The sequence below is a fragment of the Salinicola sp. CPA57 genome (assembly GCF_003206035.1).
Lineage (GTDB): Bacteria > Pseudomonadota > Gammaproteobacteria > Pseudomonadales > Halomonadaceae > Salinicola > Salinicola socius.
Window position 1 is genome coordinate 32,427 of the sequence record NZ_PZJR01000014.1, and the last position, 20,198, is coordinate 52,624.

The following is a 20,198-nucleotide window of genomic DNA, read 5'->3' on the forward strand; positions in this document are numbered from 1 at the left end:
AATTCAGGTCTTGTTCGTGTTTTCTCGGACATTGTCCCGCCTTTATTGCTGGTGTGCTGTAATTCGCTCGATCCTTCAATGACAACCAGCGATCGAGGAAACCACCATGCATATCGGCGTCCCCAAGGAAATCAAGAACCATGAGTATCGCGTCGCCCTGACACCGGGCGGCGTGCGTGAACTGGTGGGACGAGGCCACCGCGTCTCGATCCAGGCGGAGGCAGGCGTCGGTTGCGGCTATCCGGACGAGGCTTATCGCGAGGCCGGCGCCGAGGTGCTGAGCGATGTCGATGCGCTGTGGGCCACCACTGACCTGATCCTCAAGGTCAAGGAGCCGCAGGCAGAAGAAGTCGCTCGTCTGCGCCCGCAGCAGACGCTGTTCACCTACCTGCATCTGGCCGCCGAAGAGCGTCTCACGCGGGGGCTGGTCGATAGCGGAGCGACCTGCATCGCCTACGAAACCATTACCGATGCGCAGGGCGGTTTGCCGCTGCTGGCACCCATGAGTCGCGTCGCGGGTCGCATGGCGGTACAGGCCGGCGCGCACAGTCTGGAAAAGGCTCAGGGCGGTGCCGGCATTCTGCTGCCGGGCGTACCGGGCGTGGCACCGGCCAAGGTCACGGTGATCGGTGGCGGCGTGGTCGGCGAGAACGCTGCACGTATGGCGCTGGGGCTGGGTGCCGAGGTGACCATTCTCGACAAGTCATTGCAGCGCCTTGAGGTGCTCGATCATCGCTACCAGGGCCAGATCCGCACGGTCTATTCGACCACCGAGACGCTGGAAACGGCCGTGCGCGAGTCGGACATGATCATCGGGGCAATACTGGTGCCCGGCGCCGCCGCGCCCAAGCTGATCAGCCGCGCGATGCTCGCCGAGATGAAGCCGGGCAGCGTGCTGGTCGACGTGGCGATCGACCAGGGCGGCTGCTTCGAGACCAGCAAGCCGACCACCCACGCCGAACCCAGCTATATCGTCGATGGTATCGTGCATTACTGCGTTGCCAACATGCCCGGTGCCGTTGCCCGGACCTCGACCCAGGCGCTGACCAACGCGACGCTACCGTTCGTGATCGCCCTCGCCGACAAGGGCTGGAAGCAGGCGCTGGCCGACGATGTTCATTTTCGCGGCGGTCTCAACGTCCACGCCGGCCAGGTGACCTACGCCGCCGTCGGCGAAGCGTTCGATATGGAAGTGGTTTCAACCGAGCAGATTCTGAAGGGCTGAGATCGAACACCTCCCGAGGCGGGTGCCAATAGACGAAATCGATAAGTCAGCGGCGCCGACACTGTCGGTGCCGCTTTCGGTTTCAGACTGTGTTTGTGCAGCCTTGCATGAAATGCAGTTGGTAAGAATCTCGCTATGTGAGACGAACTTGGTCAGGCGTCTCGGTATGCTCGGGAAAGACCCTGTCTCGAGCCGTCAACATGTCGTCAGCTTCACGTGAATCCTCCCAGACTCCCTCCACCCTGCGCCATGTGATGGCACTGCTGCGGGTGACCGCAGCGTGCGGCGCCCGAGGCGCCGGTATAGACGATTATCTTGATGCCACTGAGTTGAGCCGGCCGACTATCTATCGGCTGCTCAAGGGGCTGCGAGAAGAAGGGTTTTTGCGGCCCTCTCCGTTGCGTCATCGCTACCTGCTGGGCTACGAGCTGCTGGTACTCGGTGCCGAGGCAGGCAACGGCGGCAGTCTGCGCGATCTGTCCCGTCCCCGACTACTAACGATGGCGCAGCGTCTCGGCGACAGCTTCTATCTGTTTGCGCACGATGGCCGCCACGCGGTCTGCCTCGAAGTTCAGAACGGTGCCTACCCGGTCGGCAGTTTCGTCGCCTCGATCGGCGGCCGCGTACTGCTGGGTGTGGGGCAGGCATCGGTCGCGCTACTGGCCTCGCTCGAATCGCGTGAGCGCGAATGGATCCTGACCGCCAATCGCGATCTGCTACAAGATCGCTACGAGATCAGCGTCGAAGCCGTCGAGGAGGAAATCTCGCGTTTCCATCGAGAGGGTTACGCCCGGGGTGTCGAGGGTTCGAGCCTGCCGGAGTTTACGGGCCTGGCGATCCCCATTCTCGACCATAGCGGGCGCTGCCTCGGCGCCTTTAGCTGCTCGATGCTCAAGTCACGGATGACGGTGGACCATCGACGGGACGTGCTGGCGATGATGGCGGAACAGGCCGATAGCCTGATGTCGGAAGCCCACGGTCTGTTGCAGGCGGAATGATGACTATGTCGAAAACGGTTCAACCATCTCATCTTCGCCCATGTGGATGGCAGGCGCTGTTGCCTCCCGCAACGCCGCGGGCTGAGCTCCTGGGTGAGCAGGTCGCCGACCTGGCGATCGTGGGTGCGGGCTACACCGGCGTCGCCGTGGCGCAGACCTATCACGCTCTGGCGCCGGATCGCCGCATCGTGATGCTTGAGGCCGAAAGAGTCGGTGAGGGTAGCCCTGGGCGTAACTCCGGTTTCATGCTGGAGATCGCCCTAGCCAATGATGCCTCTTCGGGTCAACTGGCGCGAATGTCGACGCTCAATGCGCTGAGCCGTCAGGCGATGGCGAAGCTCAAGGCGCAGGTCGACGATCACGCTATCGAATGTCAGTTGCAGCGCACCGGCACTTATCGAGCCGCCCGGGGGGGAGAGGGGCGCCTTGCGCTGGCCCAATATCGAGATTTTCTGGATGCGGCGGGACTGTCTTACGAGCGACTGGAGCGCGAGCAGCTCGCCACTGCGTTAGGGACCCGCTACTACGCCGAAGGGCTCTACTCTCCCGATTGCTATCTCGTGCAGCCGGCCGCGCTGATCAGGGGGCTGGTCGACGCGTTACCAGAAGCGATCGACTGTCGGGAGCAGAGTCCGGCGTTGGCGGTTCAGCGAGACGCCGACGCATGGAGAATCACGACGCCGAATGGCGCGATTCGTACGCGCCAAGTGGTGTTGGCCAATAACGCGTTCTCGCGTTCCCTGGGCGCTGACCGGTCGCGTCTCGCCGCTATCTATACCTACGCCGCGTTGACCGCGCGCCTCGATCCCGCTTTGACGGCTGCGATCGGAGCCACACCTTGGGGGCTGTTGCCAACACATCGTCTGGGCTGCACGTTACGCACCACCCGGGATGGCCGGCTGATGATCCGTGCCCAGTACAGCTACGAGCGAGAGCGGGACAACGCGACCGTGGCCGCCGATCTCAAGGCAAGCCTGGTGGCGCGCTATCCGGAGCTGGCTGATATCGAGTTCGAGCGGGTCTGGGGTGGAACCACCGGTCTGACTTATAACGGTGCCCCGCTTTGGGGGGAGCTGGAGGATGGCATATTCGTCTCTGCGGGCTGCAACGGCGGGGGCATCGTCAAGGGCACCTTGTTGGGCGATGCCTTGGCGCGCCTGGCTCTGAAACTGCCGACAGTCGATGTTCCCGGCCTTTTCGGGAAGCCAAGCTGGATGCCGCCCGAGCCCATCCGCAAGCTCGCCTTCAATATCATTCGCAACATCGAACAGCACAAGGGGCGAGATGAGGCCTGATACGTTCGTCCCGCCCCTGGCCTAGGCCTTAGTACCACCAACGAGTCATCGAGACCCATAAACAACAATTCAAGGAGTCACCATGGACCCGCAGACGCACTATGGAATACTGTCGTTACTGCCTGCCTGTCTCGCCATTGTCTTGGCTTTCGCTACGCGCAACACGATTTTCTCGCTAGCTGTCGCCTGTGTCGTGGGCGTATCGATCATGGGGAAGGGGCTGTTTGGTTTCCCCAACCTGTTGAAGACCTCGCTTGGCACCACGGATTTTTCTTGGATCCTTCTGCTCGAACTCTTCATCGGTACCGTTATCGCTTTCTTTCAGCGAACCGGGGCGATTCGCAATTTTACCCTTTGGGTCGAAGCCAAAGCGCTGTCACGCGTCCGTGTACAGCTGGTGGGTTGGTTCATGGGCATGTTCGTTTTCTTTAGCGACTATTTCAGTCCGCTGTTCGTCGGTTCCACGCTTCGCGGGCTGACTGATCGTTATCGCGTCTCGCGGGAGAAGCTGGCTTATATCGCTGATTCCACCTCGGCGCCGGTTAGCGTTCTGGTACCGATTACCGGATGGGCGGTGTTCATTTCCGGACTGCTCATCGGCATGGGGCCCATCGAGACGGCAGGCGATGCCATGCAGGCCTTCATTTATGCGGTGCCGTTCAACGTCTATGCCTGGATGTCGGTATTGATGGTTGGGTTGGTGATCGTGGGGATCGTGCCGCTTTTCGGTCCCATGAAGCGCGCCGAGGCTCGGGCGCAGCAGGAAGGCAAGGTCTTCCGAGACGGCGCGGATCCATTATTGGGCGAGGAGTTGACCGACCTTCAGCCATTCGAAGACATCAAGACCAGTCTCTTCCTGAATTTCGTGCTGCCGGTATTGATCGTGATCAGTGTCGCCGTGGGCACCTTCGCATTCATGGGGTCGGCGAAGACCATGGAAGCCTTCCTGGCCGCGGCGATCGTGCTGGGCGTGATCATGCGATTTCAGGGAATTCCGCTCAATGACATCATGAAGACCGCCACGGCGGGCATGAAAGGGGTGATGCCGGCAATTCTCATTCTGGCACTGGCCTATTCGCTGAATCAGCTCTCGAAGGACATGGGAACGGCGGACTATATCGTGCATTTGAGCCGCGACTGGCTGTCACCGACGCTGCTTCCTGCCATAACCTTTTTATTCGCTGCATTGATCGCCTTCGCAACCGGATCATCTTGGGGCACCTTCGCAATCATGATGCCGATTTCGGTGCCGGTGGCATTCGTGCTCACTGGCGATACGCTGACGCCTCTTGTCTATGCGACGATCGCGGCCGTCGCAGGCGGTGGCGTTTTTGGTGATCACTGCTCGCCACTGTCCGATACCACGGTGCTGGCTTCCACCGGCTCCGCTTGTGATCACATGGATCATGTGCGCACGCAGATACCCTTTGCTCTTGCGGTTGCGGCCGTATCTTTGATTGTCTATCTACTGATCGGCTATGGCCTGTAGGCACTCATTGCGAGTGTTCGCCACGGGGAGAGTGGCAGGGTAAACTGCCCGCACTGTCACTTTCCCCTATCGATTCGAAGAGTTCATGAGCAAGCGACGCGTTCTTACCGGCATTACCACCACGGGTACGCCGCATCTGGGCAACTATGTCGGCGCGATCAAGCCGGCCATCGCCGAGAGCCAGAATCCCGACGTTCAGTCCTACTACTTTCTCGCTGATCTGCATGCGCTGATCAAGGCGCAGGATCCGCAACGGGTGCAGCAGTCGCGTCTCGAGATCGCCGCCACCTGGCTCGCGCTGGGGCTGGATACCGACAACGCCATCTTCTATCGCCAGTCGGACATCCACGAGATTCCGGAACTCGCGTGGCTGCTCTCCTGCGTCTGCGCCAAGGGGTTGATGAATCGCTCCCATGCCTATAAGGCGGCGGTTGCCGATAACGAGGCCGATGGTCAGAGCGATGCCGATCGCGGTATCACCATGGGCCTGTTCGGCTATCCGGTGCTGATGGCGGCCGATATTCTGATGTTCAACGCGCACAAGGTGCCGGTGGGTCGCGACCAGATCCAGCATATCGAGATGGCGCGCGATATGGCGGGGCGGTTCAATCATATCTACAAGGGTGACTACTTCACGCTGCCCGAGGCCATTGTCGACGAGAAGGTCGAAGTGTTGCGCGGGTTGGATGGTCGCAAGATGTCGAAGAGCTACGACAACACGATTCCGCTATTCGTCAGCGAGAAGAAGCTGCTCAAGCTGGTACGCAAGATCAAGACCAATTCGCTGGAGCCCGGCGAGCCCAAGGATCCGGACACCTGCACGCTGTTCCAGATCTATTCCGCCTTCGCGACGGTGGAGGAGAGCGCGGACATGCGCCAGCGCTATCAGCAAGGGATCGGTTGGGGGGATGCCAAGAACGAGGTGTTCGAATACTTGAATGCCCATCTACGCGAGCCGCGGGAACGCTATGAGGCACTGATGAGCGACCCCGCCTATATCGAGCAGGTGCTGGTCAAGGGTGCCGAGCGCGCGCGCGCCGAGGCCAACACGCTGATGGAGAAGTTGCGTGTCGCGGTCGGGCTGGGACGCTTCCAGTAAGCGTACGCTCCCGTAAAAGGCCGGCCCCTGGGCCGGTTTTTTTGTGCACCTTCATATAATATTCCGTTCTATTAACAGCATTTTTTGTCGTTTTCGTATTCCTGAGCAAAAGACTAAAGTATCGGCCATTCGATTTTAGTCTAAAAGGGGCTCCGCTTATGACGACTCTGGCACGCACGTCGCCACCAGGGATTGGCCGGCTTTCGCCGAAAGCATGGATCGCGGCGGCCCTGCTGGTGCTGGGTTCGTTGGCTGTGGGTGTGGCGTTCGGCGGCAATCAGGGCTGGCTGATGCTGGTCGGCGGCGCGCTGGGCATCGTGCTCTATCATGCATCTTTCGGTTTCACGTCGGCGTGGCGAGTCTTCATCACCGAGCGTCGCGGTCGCGGCCTGCGCGCGCAGATGGTGATGCTGGCACTTGCCGTGGTGCTGTTCTTTCCGGCGCTCGGGGCCGGGACGCTGTTCGGCCATCCGGTGCAGGGTTTCGTATCGCCCATCGGCGTTTCCGTGATCGTCGGCGCTTTCCTGTTTGGCGTGGGTATGCAACTGGGCGGTGGCTGTGCTTCGGGAACGCTGTTCACCGTGGGTGGCGGTAATGCCCGCATGCTGATCACGCTTTTGTTCTTCATCGTCGGTTCGGTGATCGGTACGGCACATTTCACCTGGTGGCAGAGTCTGCCGGCCTTCCAGCCGACCTCGATGATCGATCTCTTCGGCACCGGCGGCGGCATCGTCGCCAGTCTGGTGCTGTTCGCGGCGATCGCTGGGCTGACCGTTGCCATGGAGAAGCGGCGTCACGGCCAGTTGGAACAGACTTCATCGGTTTCTCCGGGGCCGGGCCGCTGGCTGACCGGACCGTGGCCGATCCTGGCCGGAGCGATCGGCCTGGCGCTGCTCAACTTCCTGACACTATCGCTGGCCGGGCGCCCATGGGGAATCACGTCGGCGTTCGCGCTGTGGGGCGCCAAGACCTTCCAGGCGCTGGGCGGTGACGTTACCGGCTGGGGTTACTGGCAGACGCCGGGCAATGCCCGGGCGCTGACGGCCAACGTCTTCAGCGACATCACGACCGTCATGAATGTCGGGATCATTCTGGGCGCCGGCCTGGCGGCGTCGCTGGCCGGTCGGTTCGCCCCGAGCTTTCGTATTCCGTGGCGTTCGGTGTCAGCAGCGGTGATCGGCGGACTGTTCCTCGGCTACGGCGCCCGCCTGGCGTTCGGCTGCAATATCGGCGCCTACTTCAGCGGCATCGCCTCCGGCAGTCTGCATGGCTGGCTGTGGTTGGTGGCGGCCTTCGCCGGTAACATGTTCGGCGTCAAGCTGCGGCCGCTGTTCTTCCCCGGGCCGGCCAGACCGGTTGCCGCCAGCTGCTGAACGCCTCGATGGCGATCACGATAGCCCCGCCTTGGCGGGGCTATTTCGTGGGTCGATAGTTTTCGGACTCGCGGTCTTCTGGCCGGTACCGCTCCGGTCCGGGTTTTTCTGGCGGACATGCCATTGTCCGCGGCAGATGGCATACTGGTCGGCCCTCGGCCAGCCACTGGCGGTAGGGGCGTTCGTTCGGTTGCGTGGCAGCCGTACGGGCGATAACGACAATGCGCCATCGGGCCTGCACCAACGATCGGTGAGTTCGCCCGTGCGACAGGCGCGTTTCATTCGTTGGTTACCGCGAGAGTCGATTCATGTCCGATCACGCCAAGCGCCCGCTTTATATCCCCTACGCTGGACCTTCGTTGCTGGAGACGCCGTTGCTCAACAAGGGCAGCGCCTTCACCAGCGAGGAACGGGTCGAGTTCAACCTGGTGGGCCTGCTGCCGCAGAACGTCGAGAGCATCGAAGAGCAGCTCGAACGCGCCTATCACCAGTACACCCTGTGTCAGAACAACCTCGACAAGCACATCTACCTGCGGGCGATTCAGGACGACAACGAGACGCTGTTCTTCCGCCTGTTGGAAGAACATCTCGAAGAGATGCTGCCGATCATCTATACCCCGACGGTGGGTGAGGCGTGCGAAGAGTTCTCCAATATCTATCGCAATCATCGCGGTCTTTTCATCTCCTATCCCGACCGCCATCACATGGAAGATATCCTGCGCAGCGCCACCAAGGACAAGGTCCGGGTGATCGTGGTGACCGACGGCGAGCGTATCCTCGGCCTGGGCGATCAGGGTATCGGTGGCATGGGCATTCCGATCGGCAAGCTGTCGCTCTATACCGCCTGCGGCGGCATCAGTCCGGCCTATACGCTGCCGATCACGCTGGATGTGGGTACCAACAATCAGAAGCTGCTCGATGATCCGATGTACATGGGCTGGCGCCACAAGCGCGTATCTCCGGACGAGTACGCCGAGTTCATTACCCTGTTCATGGAAGCGCTCAAGCGTCGCTGGCCGAACGTGCTGCTGCAGTTCGAGGACTTCGCGCTGACCAACGCCATGCCGCTGCTGGAGCGCTATCGCGACGAGCTGTGCTGCTTCAACGACGACATCCAGGGTACCGCGTCGGTCTGCGTGGCGACGTTGCTGGCTTCGTGCAAGGCCAAGAATGCCAAACTCAGCGAGCAGACGATTGCCTTTGCCGGCGCAGGTTCCGCAGGCTGCGGCATCGCCGAACAGATCGTGATCGCGATGACCCGCGAAGGGCTGTCGGAAGCCGAAGCGCGCAAGCGCATCTTCATGGTCGACAAGGACGGCCTGGTGACCACCGACATGGACGGGCTTCACAGCTTCCAGCAACGCCTGGCACACGAGCCCGCAGAACTGGGTTTCGATAGCAATACACGCCTGCTGATCGACGTGATTCGCAATGCCAAGCCGACAATTCTGATCGGTGTCTCCGGTCAACGCGGTCTGTTCACCGAGGAGGTGATCAAGACGCTCAACGCCAACTGCGAGAACCCGCTGGTGATGCCGCTCTCCAACCCCACTTCCAAGGTCGAGGCAGTGCCGCAGGACGTGCTGGAATGGACCAACGGACAGGCGATGGTCGCAACGGGAAGCCCGTTCCCGCCGGTGGAGATCAACGGCCGCAAGATCCCCATCGCGCAGTGCAACAACTCCTATATCTTCCCGGGTATCGGTCTCGGTGTGATTGCCGCCAATGCGACGCGCGTCACCGACAACATGCTGATGGCGGCGTCCAACGCGCTTGCCGACAGCGCACCGATCGTCAAGACCGGCGAAGGCGCATTGCTACCGGCGCTGGGCGACATCCGCGAGATCAGCCAGGCGATCGCCTTCGCTGTCGGCAAGCAGGCCCAACAGGATGGTGTCGCGCTCTCCTCCAGCGACGAGGTGCTATGGGATGCGATCCACGGCCACTTCTGGTATCCGCGTTATCGCCAGTATCGTCGACGCTCGATCTGATCGCGCGAGTTACGTGCTACGAGTTTCGAACAAGCCCCGCCCTAGAGCGGGGCTTGTTCGTTGATGGGGGGGGTTCCCCGCACGCGAAAAGTGGCAGCCTTCGACGCCTTTGCAATAGCGCTGAACGTGGGAGCGATGAATCGGGGTTTGCGACATGGATGTCGCGAAAGGCGCGTTGGGCAGGATGCCCTTTTGCGCGGACCCGAATTCAGCGTGACTGCGTTCAGGGTTTCGCTATTGTGCGGCGTCAAAAAGGGGAGTGTGAGGGGCTTGCCCCTCACGACCATGAGCAGAAGGTAGGTTGATGCCAGATCAGTGGTAAGGAAGACATGAAATGAGTTGCCTCGTCCGGTTGGCGGGGACCCACAAAAAAACCCCACCGATCGGTGGGGCTTCGTTGACTGCCATTCAAGCGACGCGATTGCGCCTACAACATGCTGCGTAGCACGTAGTGGAGGATGCCGCCGTGGCGGTAGTACTCCAGTTCGTTGACGGTATCGATGCGGCAGAGCGCGTCGATCTTCTTCTCGCCCTTGTCGCCTGCGATGGTCACCTTGACCGTGCTGCCCGGGGCGAGATCCGCCAGACCTTCGATGGAGATGGTCTCGTCGCCGGTCAAACCCAGCGTTTCGCGACTTTCGCCTTCCGGGAACTGCAGCGGCAGTACACCCATGCCGATCAGGTTGGAGCGGTGGATACGCTCGTAGGATTCGGTAATCACCGCACGCACGCCCAGCAGGCGGGTACCCTTGGCCGCCCAGTCGCGGGAGGAGCCGGTGCCGTACTCCTTGCCGGCGATGACCACCAGCGGCGTGTCGTCTTCGGCATACTTCATCGCCGCGTCGTAGATCGACATCTGTTCGCCGCTAGGCACGTGACGCGTGTATCCGCCTTCCACATCGTCGAGCATCTCGTTGCGGATACGCACGTTGGCGAAGGTGCCGCGCATCATCACTTCGTGGTTGCCGCGACGCGAGCCGTAGGAGTTGAAATCCTTCACCGCCACGCCGTGCTCCTGCAGATACTTGCCTGCGGGGCTATCCGGCTTGATCGATCCGGCCGGCGAGATATGGTCGGTGGTGACGGAGTCGCCAAGTTTGGCCAGCACGCGGGCATTCTTGACGTCCTCGACCGGCTTCGGCTCTTTTTCCATGCCCTCGAAGAACGGCGGATGCTGGATATAGGTCGAATCCTTGGACCAAGCGTAGACCTCGCTCTCCGGGAACTCGATCGACTGCCAGATCTCGTCACCATCGAAGACTTCGGCGTACTCCTTGCGATACATCTCGGTCTTGACCTTCTCGACCGCCTCGGCGATCTCGGCCTGGGATGGCCAGATATCCTTCAGGTAAACGTCGTTGCCCTGTTGATCCTTGCCCAGCGGCTCCTTGGTCAAATCCTTGCGCACGTTGCCGGCCAGGGCATAGGCGACGACCAGGGGCGGCGACGCCAGCCAGTTGGTCTTGACCAGCGGGTGGACGCGGCCTTCGAAGTTGCGATTACCGGAAAGCACCGAGGCAACGGTCAGATCGCCGTCGTTGACGGCTTTCTCGATCGGTTCGGGCAGCGGGCCGGAGTTGCCGATGCAGGTCGTGCAACCGTAACCGACCAGGTTGAAACCCAGCGCGTCGAGATCGTCCTGCACACCGCCAGCGGCCAGATAGTCGGTGACGACCTTGGAACCAGGTGCCAGCGAGGTCTTGACCCAAGGCTTGGTGGTCAGTCCTTTCTCGTGCGCCTTCCGCGCCAGCAGGCCGGCAGCCATCATCACGCTGGGGTTGGAGGTGTTGGTGCAGGAGGTGATGGCGGCGATCACCACGGCGCCGTGGTTGAGCGAGAACGTCTCGCCGTCGTACTCCACTTCCTGGCTGTCGCCGGTACGGTAATCGCTACCGGTCCGATAGCTTTCGCCGTCGGCAGGCGGAGCGCCGACCGCGGTATCGCCACCTTCGGACATCCACTTGCCCTGCTCTTCGGCGGAGGCATCCGGCTTGTCGCCGTTCATCAGGCCTTCGAAAGTGGACTTCAGGTCGGTCAGGGCGACGCGGTCCTGGGGACGCTTGGGACCGGCCAGGGACGCCTCGACTTTGCCCATGTCGAGTTCGAGGGCATCGGTGAAGGTCGGCTCGGCACCCGGCTGACGCCACAGGCCTTGGGCCTGGGTATAGGCCTTGACCAGTTCGATCTGCTCTTCTTCGCGACCGGTCAGGCGCAGGTAGTTGAGTGTCTCCTCGTCGACCGGGAAGAAACCGCAGGTGGCGCCGTATTCCGGTGCCATGTTGGCGATGGTGGCGCGGTCGGCCAACGGCAGATCGTCGAGGCCGTCGCCGTAGAATTCGACGAACTTGCCCACGACGCCTTTCTTGCGCAGCATCTGGGTGACGGTCAGCACCAGATCGGTGGCGGTGATGCCCTCGTTGAGCTTGCCGGTCAGCTTGAAGCCGACCACTTCCGGAATCAGCATCGACACCGGCTGGCCGAGCATGGCCGCCTCGGCTTCGATGCCGCCCACGCCCCAGCCAAGAATCCCCAGGCCGTTGATCATGGTGGTGTGGGAATCGGTGCCGACCAGGGTGTCCGGGAAGGCGTAGGTCTTGCCGTCGACCTCCTTGGTCCACACCGTCTTGCCGAGATACTCGAGGTTGACCTGGTGGCAGATGCCGGTACCCGGCGGAACGACGCGGAAGTTGTCGAAGGCGTCCTGGCCCCAGCGCAGGAATTCGTAGCGCTCGAGGTTACGTTCCATCTCCATCGCGACGTTGTCCTTGAACGCGGACGCGTCGCCGAAATGATCGACCATCACCGAGTGGTCGATGACCAGATCCACCGGGGATAGAGGATTGATGCGATCCGCCTTGGCCCCCAGCTTCTTGACCGCGTCACGCATGGCGGCCAGATCGACCACGCCGGGCACACCGGTGAAGTCCTGCATCAGAACGCGGGCGGGGCGGTAGCCGATCTCGCGAGTCGACTTGCCTTCCTTGAGCCAGTCGGCCAGCGCCTGGATATCGTCTTCCGCGACGGTAGGGTCGTCGGCGTAGCGCAGCTGATTTTCCAGCAGCACCTTGAGCGTCATCGGCAACTTGTCGATGTTGCCGAGGGTCTCGGCCGCCTTGGGCAGGCTGTAGTAGTGAAAGGTCGTGCCTTTGACGTCGAGCGTCGCTAGCGTATGACTCGGGTCTGTAGACATCAGGGTGATCCTCCTCATGGCGGCGGCTGGCCTCGAGAGATGGCGCCAGCAAGCCTGTCAGGTTCCTTTGCGGCGATTCCGCAGCGCTGATAGCTGTCAATCGCCTGTCGATGGGGTGTCGGTGCACCGCTCTGTTGTCTGGGTCCTGCTGCTCCGCTTCGCCTCTTGGTGCGAAATCGTTCGGTGCCATCCGACGATCCAGCAGGCATCGCTGCGCGTGTCTGTCGGACGGATCAGGTTGTCGACAATAATCATGGGCACAATAACACGCATTTTCAATCGGATGCTTCTCGACTATCGTCCGGTGCGACCTTGAAAGCGCCTGTCTTCGCCACCAGTTCCCACGTAGTTCGGTAGTTCGGTAGTTCGGTAGTCGGTAGTTCGGTAGTCGCGTCGAGCGTCGAGCGTGGTTCGTGTGAAGCATAGCCCTTGGCGACATACTCTGCAGAGCGGCCCGCATGACGCGCCGCAGACGCCACCTGCATCTCTGGAGGTTGCCCTTGTCTCAGGAAGCGATCATCGAGTGGCCGGTTCACTGCCCCTACTGCGATGCCCCATTTTCAATGCTGCTCGATCTGAGCGCCGGCGGCTATGACACCTGGGAAGACTGCGCCGTCTGTTGCCAGCCGATTCATGTCGTGGTCGAAGCTACGCCAGCGGGGGAGCTGGCGGCGGTAACCCTCGCCAGCGACGACGACGTCGTATGACGTGCAATAGGGATACCGCAAAGTCTCGATAGCCAATGACTATATGGTTTATTGCGGCAATCAAATTGGCGTCCGAGCGGTTAGCCATTAGTCTAACCGCTCTAAATTTTTCACCTCACCATAATCCATACAGGAGATGCTCATGAGTGTACTCGTAGGCCGCCAGGCCCCGGATTTCGAAACAGCCGCCGTGATGCCCGACGGTTCCATCAACGACAACTACCGTTTTTCGGACAGCAACGGCAAGCTGCGGGTGTTGTTCTTCTGGCCGCTGGATTTCACCTTCGTCTGCCCGTCCGAGATCATCGCGCACGACAACCGTCTGGCGCAGTTCAAGGAACTCGGGGTCGAGGTGATCGGTGCTTCCATCGATTCCCAGTACACCCATCACGCCTGGCGCAAGACCTCTCCGGACGCCGGTGGTATCGGTGAAGTCGGGTTCCCGGTCGTTGCCGACGTCAAGCACGAGATCTGCCAGGCGTACGGCATCGAGCACCCGGAAGCCGGCGTTGCGCTGCGCGCCTCTTTCCTGATCGACGAAGACGGTATCGTTCAGCATCAGACCGTCAACAACCTGCCGCTGGGTCGTAACGTCGACGAGATGCTGCGCATGGTCAAGGCGCTCAAGTATCACCAGACTCACGGCGAAGTCTGCCCGGCAGGCTGGGAAGAAGGCCAGGAAGGTATGAAGGACACCGCCGAAGGCGTTGCCAAGTACCTGGGCACCTACGCCGGCAACCTGTAAGGGAAACACTGCATAAATGTCTGTGCAGGCGAATCGCTGCGTTGCGTGGCGCTGGAGCGCCAGCCCGGTCGAATCCTCACCTATACCCCTAGGCTCCGGTTCCCGCGCTCCATGCGTCTTGCGCTGCAACCTGCTCGTCAATTTATTCGATATTTCCTGAGCGGCATGATGTTGGAGGCGGCCCATCGGGCCGCCTCTGCCGTTTCTGGTATCATGCCTGCCGATCGCAGTGCCCTGTGGCATGACTCGGATTCGGGATATGCCACAGGACGTTGAGTAACGATACATACCAACCGAATCGTTGATCTGAATCGAGGTAGTCATGAGCGACGCGCGCCACGAACGTTTGATCATCCTGGGCTCCGGACCGGCGGGCTATACGGCCGCCGTCTACGCTGCGCGGGCGAATCTCAAACCGCTGCTGATAACGGGGATGCAGGCCGGCGGTCAGTTGACCACGACCACCGACGTCGACAACTGGCCTGGCGACGACGAAGGCGTTCAGGGTCCCGAGCTGATGGAGCGTATGCGCAAGCATGCCGAGCGTTTTCAGACCGAAGTGCTGTTCGATCACATCAACGAGGTCGAGCTTCGCGAAAAGCCGTTCACTCTCAAGGGGGATAACGGTACCTATACTTGCGACGCCTTGATCATCGCCACCGGGGCCAGCGCGCGTTATCTGGGATTGCCATCCGAGCAGCAGTTCATGGGCCAGGGCGTTTCCGCCTGTGCCACCTGCGATGGTTTCTTCTATCGCAATCAACACGTCATCGTGGTCGGTGGCGGCAACACGGCGATGGAAGAGGCGCTCTACCTTTCCAATATCGCTTCGAAGGTCACCCTGGTTCACCGTCGCGACAGTCTCCGTGGTGAAAAGATCCTGCAGGATCGACTGCGCGAGAAAGTCGAGAACGGCAATATGGCGATGGAGTGGAATCACACGCTCGATGAGGTGTTGGGTGACGGTAGCGGTGTCACCGGTGCTCGGCTGCGCTCCACGCTGACCGGCGAAACCCGGCAGCTCGACGCCATGGGCGTATTCATCGCCATTGGTCACACCCCGAATACCGGGATCTTCGAAGGCCAGCTCGACATGGGCAACGGCTACATCCGTGTTCAATCCGGGCTGGAAGGCAATGCCACGGCGACCAGTGTGCCCGGTGTGTTTGCCGCGGGCGACGTCATGGATCACGTCTATCGTCAAGCCATCACCTCTGCCGGCAGCGGCTGCATGGCGGCGTTGGACGCGGAGCGATTTCTGGACGGTATCGACTGACAGTCGTCGGCTGGCGGTAGCGAGCCATTCCGAACCTTCACGAAGCCCGGCAGCCGCTGGGCTTCATTGTTCCGGACAAGCTTCAGAATCGTCACCAAAACCCTCGCCAGGGGATTGTCCTCGAAAATCAGTAATGGGGTGGCAGCTCGTCTTCCGGTCGTGGCATCTCCCCGCCCAGTTCGTCGATCGCCTGGCGCTGCTCGCTGAGCCGTTCTCGCATCAGTGTATTGACGCGCGTCAGCCGCTCGAGCTCGCCGGCCTGTTCTGTGATCAACCGATCGAGGGTTTCCAGCCAGTCGTCCTGGAACGCCACACGGCTCTCGAGTGCGTCGAGACGCGCCTCCAGGTCCATGCGCGAGGGGGGCGCTACCGTGTTAGACTTCCGAGGGTGTGTGTCATCTTTCATTCACGGCACCTTTTAGTGAACGCATTAGTGAACGTAATCGTTGTTGAAAGTCGAATAGTAGAGATAAGTTAGTGATATTAGGTATGAAAACCGCTCTCGCCCGGGAATCGATGGTGAGGCGTTTTCCTTGTTCCGACGTCTAGAGATATGAGAATCCATGAATAGCAAGGTAATTCTGCGTTGTACGCTGATCAGTCTACTCCTCTCGATACCCTCGCCATTGCTGATTGGTCTTTTGATCACGCTGATCAGCAGCATGTTAGCCACCGACCTGACCTGGTTTCTGAACGTGGAGGGCGTTTCCGCCATGTATGGCGCGACGGTGATCGCCGTCTTCATCGTGCTGTGGTTGGGCACGCTGGCCATGGCGTTGCTATCTCCCGCTTCGCCCAGGGCGGTTACCGCCGCCATGCTCGCCGACGTGGAGAATGACGATCGCGAGCTGGGCGAGGTCAAATGGTTCAACGTCAACAAAGGCTACGGTTTCATCACCCGCGCCGATGGCGAAGACGTGTTCGTGCATTTCCGCGCGATTCGCGGCAAGGGTCATCGCACCCTCGCCGAGGGGCAGAAAGTGCGTTATCACGTGATCGAAAACGAGCGTGGCTTGCAGGCGGATGACGTGACCGTCATCACCTGAGACCGATCGCCATACGCTCGCTACCCCTCGAAGGCTCGCCTTCGAGGGGTATTTTTTTGCGCCATGGCGGGCTGGTTTCAGCTGGCGCCGAGCGGTACCGGTGTATCGTCGACTCCGGCGCGAGCTTCGGCTTCGACGAACACCCGCTTGACGCTGTCGTTAGCCTGCTTGATCTCCCGATCGAGCTTGGCGATCGCGCGTTCGATACGCTCTGCAGTAGCATCGCGGGTGAAGCGGACGCTGAGATTGACCAGGATGAAGTTGGGCCCCATGTGCATGGTCAGCACCTCGTTGACGCCCTCCACCCCATCGGCTTCCCCCGCGAGCTCGCGAATGCTGTCGACCACGTGCTGGTTGGCGCTTTCGCCGATCAGCAAACTCTTGGTCTCCTTGGCCAGCCAGATCGCCGTGCCCCCGAGGATCAGGCCGATGATCACCGAAGCGATGCCGTCGAACAGCAGGATGCCAGTCCATTGCGACAGTGCCACACCGGCGAGCGCGACCATCAGACCGAGCAGCGCGGCGGAGTCCTCGAAAATCACCACGAACATGGAGGGGTCCTTGCCGCGGTGTACAGCCTCCACGTAGCCCCACTTGCCCTTGGTCTTGCGAAACTCGTTGAGAGCGAAGGCCCATGATGCGCCCTCGAACAGAATGCCCAGACCCAGCACGATGTAGTTGACCATCGGTGATGTGATCGGCTCGGGGTGCAGAATGTGTATCACCCCTTCGTAGAGAGAGACGCCGGAACCGATCGCAAAGATCAGCAGCGCAACCACGAAGCTCCAGAAATAGACTTCCTTGCCGTGACCGAAAGGGAACTGAGGGCTTGGTGGGCGCTTGGCGCGCTTCATGCCCAGCAGCAGCAGAATCTGATTGCCGGTATCCACCACCGAGTGGATGCCCTCGGAGAGCATCGCCGAGCTGCCGGTGATGGCCGCCGCGACGAATTTCGTGATCGCGATGAGCAAATTGCCGCCCATGGCGGCATAGATGACTGGCTTGGATTCCGCCATGTGAACGACTCCCTGTCAGATTGGCCGCATCCCGGCGGCGATGGCGTGATCAGCGGCCTGAGTCTGGCCACTCGATGGTGTTTTCATGACCGTCCGGCAGGACCTGCCAGAAACGATCGGGTTCGTCGCCGGGTTGCCAGCCGCCGAGCGAACAGCGCGCCTCGCAGCCCAGCGCCCGCGAGGCATCGCGCGCGCAGTCGGTATCTCTGGGCCACGGCGTGGCGTCGCAGTCGAACCACAGGCTGGCATAGCCGTCGGCGGCCCGTTCGACGAGCATGATGCCGATACTGCGTCCGTCACAGGCTGCCCTGCCGCGCCAGATTCCCTTTCCGGCGCGACCGAGCGTCATGTCGTTATCGACCAGTGCCTCGCGCAGCCACCGGGTGATGGCTTCGACGTCGGCCACGGCGAGATAGATTTCGATATCAGGAAAACGCTCCATGGGTTCCTCTGGCGAACAGCCGCTCGAGTGTCGCCTCGTAGATGCGGCTCAGGGTATCGAGGTCTTCGGCACGGATGCGTTCGTTGACCTGGTGGATAGTGGCATTGACGGGACCCAACTCGATCACCTGTGTGCCCAGTGTAGCAATGAAGCGGCCGTCCGATGTGCCGCCGGAGGTCGACAGCGTCGGGCGATGACCGGTGATCGCCTCGCAGGCATCGCGGGTCGCCTCGAGCAGATCCCCCGTCGCGGTGAGAAAGGGCTCGCCGTTGAGCGTCCAGTCGACATGATAATCGAGGCCGTGAGCGGCTAGCTTCTGTTCGACGCGTTCACGCAGCTGGGTCTGCGTGACTTCGCTCGAGTAGCGGAAATTGAACGTCACTTCCAGCTCGCCGGGAACGACATTGGTGGCGCCGGTTCCCGCATGAAGATTGGAGATCTGGAAGGTGGTTGCCGGAAAGAAGTCGTTTCCGGCGTCCCAGGGCTCGTTGACCAGCTCGGACAGCACGGGGAGCGCCTGATGAATCGGATTGCGTACCAGATGCGGATAGGCCACGTGACCCTGAATGCCTCGTACGCGAAGCACGCCGCCCAGCGATCCGCGACGTCCGTTCTTGATCACGTCGCCGAGGTGACTGGTGGAGGAGGGTTCCCCGACGATGCAGTAGTCCAGCGGCTCGTGACGTTCGCGCAGCCGTTCGACCACGGCCCGGGTGCCATTGATCGCCGGGCCTTCCTCATCGGCGGTGATCAGAAAGGCGATCCTGCCATGATGATCCGGATAGGCAGCGACGAAGCGCTCGACCGCTGTGACCATCGACGCCAGGCTGCCTTTCATGTCGGCGGCCCCGCGACCGCAAAGAAAGCCTGCCTCATCGATGAGTGGCTCGAAGGGGGGATGGTCCCACTCGTTTTCCGGACCGCTGGGTACCACATCGGTGTGGCCGGCAAAGGCCAGCATCGGGCCGTGCTGACCGCGAACGGCCCAGAAATTGTCGATGCCGCCGATCGCCATTCGCTCGACCTGAAAGCCGATCCGTTCCAGCCGGTCGATCATCAGCGTCTGGCAGCCATGATCGTCCGGGGTCACCGACGGTCGCCGCAGTAACTCGAGAGCCAATGCCTGCGTGGGGGAAAGCGCATTCGGCTGTGGCGCTTGGGTCATGCGGTTCTCCAGAACAGCCGGCCGCTTAGGCCGGATCAATTGTGAGCGTGCAGGGATTCGTTCAGCGCAACGGCGCTCTTGTTGGTGCGGCACTCCAGGCGCCCGGTCACCGAATGACGAATGAACAGCAGATCGTCCTGGCCGGCGAGCTCGCGTGCGGCCACGGTCTGCACGGCCTCGCCCTGATCGTCGAGCACGGTCACCTTGGAACCGGCGGTGACGTAGAGGCCCGCTTCGACGGTGCAGCGATCGCCGAGCGGAATGCCGAGACCGGCATTGGCGCCGATCAGGCAGTTTTCGCCGATCTTGATCACCACGTTGCCGCCACCCGAGAGCGTGCCCATGGTCGAGCAACCCGCGCCCAGATCCGAGCCCTTGCCGACGAAGACGCCGGCAGAGATACGTCCTTCCACCATGCCCGGGCCTTCGGTGCCAGCGTTGAAGTTGCAGAAACCTTCATGCATGACTGTGGTGCCTTCGCCCAGATGCGCGCCGAGACGCACGCGAGCGGTATCGCCGATCCGGATCCCCTTGGGCACGACGTAATCGGTCATCTTGGGGAACTTGTCGACGCAGTCGACGGAGAGCGGGCGCCCGGCCAGTCGGGCCTTGAGGCGGCGCGCCGGCAGCTCTTCGACATCGATGGCGCCTTCGTTGGTCCAGGCGATGTTCTTGAGCAAGCCAAACATGCCATCGAGCTGCGTGCCGTGGGGTTTGACCAGGCGATGGGACAGTAGGTGCAGCTTGAGATAGACCTCCGGCACGCTGGTCGGGGCATGATCCTCGCTCAGAAAGACTGCGACCAGCGGGCGCTGGGCGTCCGCCAATGCCTCGGCAACGTCGGCCTGATCGGCGGCGCCGGCTTCGCGCAGCGCTGCGGCGAGCTTGACGGCATGCTCCGGCAGAAAGCTGACGACTTCTTCGACCTCGTCGGCACCCAGTGCCTGACGTGCCGCCACGACGAGGTCATCGGCTGGCTGAAGCAAGGGCGCCGGATAGTAGACTTCGAGCCAATCGCCTTGGCTGTTCTGGGTGCCGATTCCTAGCGCGAAGCTCAGCATCGAAGGTTCCTCTGGTTAGTCGGTTGTTGAGGGTCGTTCAGTGAAAGTCGTTCGCTGAAAGCCATGCTCGCTCGCTGACA

Annotated in this window: 17 protein-coding genes; 11 read left to right on the top strand and 6 right to left on the bottom strand. The window is 61.4% G+C overall.

Features of this window, described 5'->3' with window-relative positions; all coding sequences use genetic code 11:
- The first annotated feature begins 106 nt into the window (after positions 1-106).
- From ald to DOM36_RS16210, 7 genes are all read left to right on the top strand, one after another.
- On the top strand, positions 107-1,225 hold the full coding sequence (gene ald, locus DOM36_RS16180; RefSeq protein ID WP_110643715.1) for an alanine dehydrogenase: 1,119 nt from the start codon (positions 107-109) through the stop codon (positions 1,223-1,225).
- 200 nt (positions 1,226-1,425) lie between these two features.
- Entirely contained in the window at positions 1,426-2,223 is a 798-nt protein-coding gene (locus tag DOM36_RS16185; RefSeq protein ID WP_110643716.1) for an IclR family transcriptional regulator C-terminal domain-containing protein, read from the top strand.
- A gap of 59 nt (positions 2,224-2,282) precedes the next feature.
- Entirely contained in the window at positions 2,283-3,518 is a 1,236-nt protein-coding gene (locus tag DOM36_RS16190; protein ID WP_157958667.1) for an FAD-dependent oxidoreductase, read from the top strand.
- 82 nt (positions 3,519-3,600) lie between these two features.
- Positions 3,601-5,007: a Na+/H+ antiporter NhaC family protein gene (locus DOM36_RS16195; protein WP_110643718.1), complete on the top strand. Its 1,407-nt coding sequence runs from the start codon at positions 3,601-3,603 to the stop codon at positions 5,005-5,007.
- Between the two features lie 85 nt (positions 5,008-5,092).
- Positions 5,093-6,106 carry a tryptophan--tRNA ligase gene (gene trpS / locus DOM36_RS16200; RefSeq protein WP_075568192.1) on the top strand — a complete coding sequence of 338 codons (1,014 nt, stop codon included), beginning with the start codon at positions 5,093-5,095 and terminating at the stop codon, positions 6,104-6,106.
- Between the two features lie 158 nt (positions 6,107-6,264).
- On the top strand, positions 6,265-7,479 hold the full coding sequence (locus DOM36_RS16205; protein WP_075568191.1) for a YeeE/YedE family protein: 1,215 nt from the start codon (positions 6,265-6,267) through the stop codon (positions 7,477-7,479).
- Positions 7,480-7,787: 308 nt separating this feature from the next.
- The gene (locus DOM36_RS16210; protein ID WP_110643719.1) at positions 7,788-9,470 is read left to right on the top strand and encodes an NAD-dependent malic enzyme; all 1,683 of its coding nucleotides are present in this window, start codon (positions 7,788-7,790) and stop codon (positions 9,468-9,470) included.
- Positions 9,471-9,897: 427 nt separating this feature from the next.
- On the opposite strand, the gene acnA is transcribed toward DOM36_RS16210, so the two are convergent.
- Complete coding sequence (gene acnA, locus DOM36_RS16215; RefSeq protein ID WP_075568189.1) at positions 9,898-12,660, bottom strand: aconitate hydratase AcnA; 2,763 nt, start codon at positions 12,658-12,660, stop codon at positions 9,898-9,900.
- Between the two features lie 458 nt (positions 12,661-13,118).
- Here acnA and DOM36_RS16220 point away from each other — a divergent pair, with 458 nt between their 5' ends.
- The 3 genes from DOM36_RS16220 (at position 13,119) to trxB (ending at position 15,388) form a co-directional block, all read left to right on the top strand.
- Positions 13,119-13,367: a CPXCG motif-containing cysteine-rich protein gene (locus DOM36_RS16220; RefSeq protein ID WP_110643720.1), complete on the top strand. Its 249-nt coding sequence runs from the start codon at positions 13,119-13,121 to the stop codon at positions 13,365-13,367.
- A 142-nt stretch (positions 13,368-13,509) separates the two neighbouring features.
- Complete coding sequence (locus DOM36_RS16225) at positions 13,510-14,112, top strand: peroxiredoxin (RefSeq protein ID WP_075568187.1); 603 nt, start codon at positions 13,510-13,512, stop codon at positions 14,110-14,112.
- 322 nt (positions 14,113-14,434) lie between these two features.
- Complete coding sequence (gene trxB / locus DOM36_RS16230) at positions 14,435-15,388, top strand: thioredoxin-disulfide reductase (protein ID WP_110643721.1); 954 nt, start codon at positions 14,435-14,437, stop codon at positions 15,386-15,388.
- 127 nt (positions 15,389-15,515) lie between these two features.
- On the opposite strand, the gene DOM36_RS16235 is transcribed toward trxB, so the two are convergent.
- Entirely contained in the window at positions 15,516-15,794 is a 279-nt protein-coding gene (locus DOM36_RS16235) for a SlyX family protein (protein ID WP_075568185.1), read from the bottom strand.
- Between the two features lie 157 nt (positions 15,795-15,951).
- On the opposite strand from DOM36_RS16235, the gene DOM36_RS20595 reads away from it, so the two are divergent.
- Positions 15,952-16,434 carry a cold shock domain-containing protein gene (locus DOM36_RS20595; RefSeq protein WP_110643722.1) on the top strand — a complete coding sequence of 161 codons (483 nt, stop codon included), beginning with the start codon at positions 15,952-15,954 and terminating at the stop codon, positions 16,432-16,434.
- Between the two features lie 77 nt (positions 16,435-16,511).
- Here DOM36_RS20595 and DOM36_RS16245 read toward each other — a convergent pair whose 3' ends face one another.
- The 4 genes from DOM36_RS16245 to dapD are packed head-to-tail and all read right to left on the bottom strand — an operon-like array spanning position 16,512 to position 20,118.
- Entirely contained in the window at positions 16,512-17,450 is a 939-nt protein-coding gene (locus DOM36_RS16245; protein WP_075568183.1) for a cation diffusion facilitator family transporter, read from the bottom strand.
- 49 nt (positions 17,451-17,499) lie between these two features.
- Entirely contained in the window at positions 17,500-17,892 is a 393-nt protein-coding gene (locus DOM36_RS16250; protein WP_075568182.1) for a hypothetical protein, read from the bottom strand.
- A complete protein-coding gene (dapE, locus tag DOM36_RS16255; protein WP_110643723.1) occupies positions 17,876-19,057 on the bottom strand; it encodes a succinyl-diaminopimelate desuccinylase in 1,182 nt (393 codons plus the stop codon). Before dapE ends, DOM36_RS16250 begins: the two co-directional genes overlap by 17 nt.
- A gap of 35 nt (positions 19,058-19,092) precedes the next feature.
- Positions 19,093-20,118: a 2,3,4,5-tetrahydropyridine-2,6-dicarboxylate N-succinyltransferase gene (gene dapD / locus DOM36_RS16260; protein WP_075568180.1), complete on the bottom strand. Its 1,026-nt coding sequence runs from the start codon at positions 20,116-20,118 to the stop codon at positions 19,093-19,095.
- Positions 20,119-20,198 lie beyond the last annotated feature (80 nt).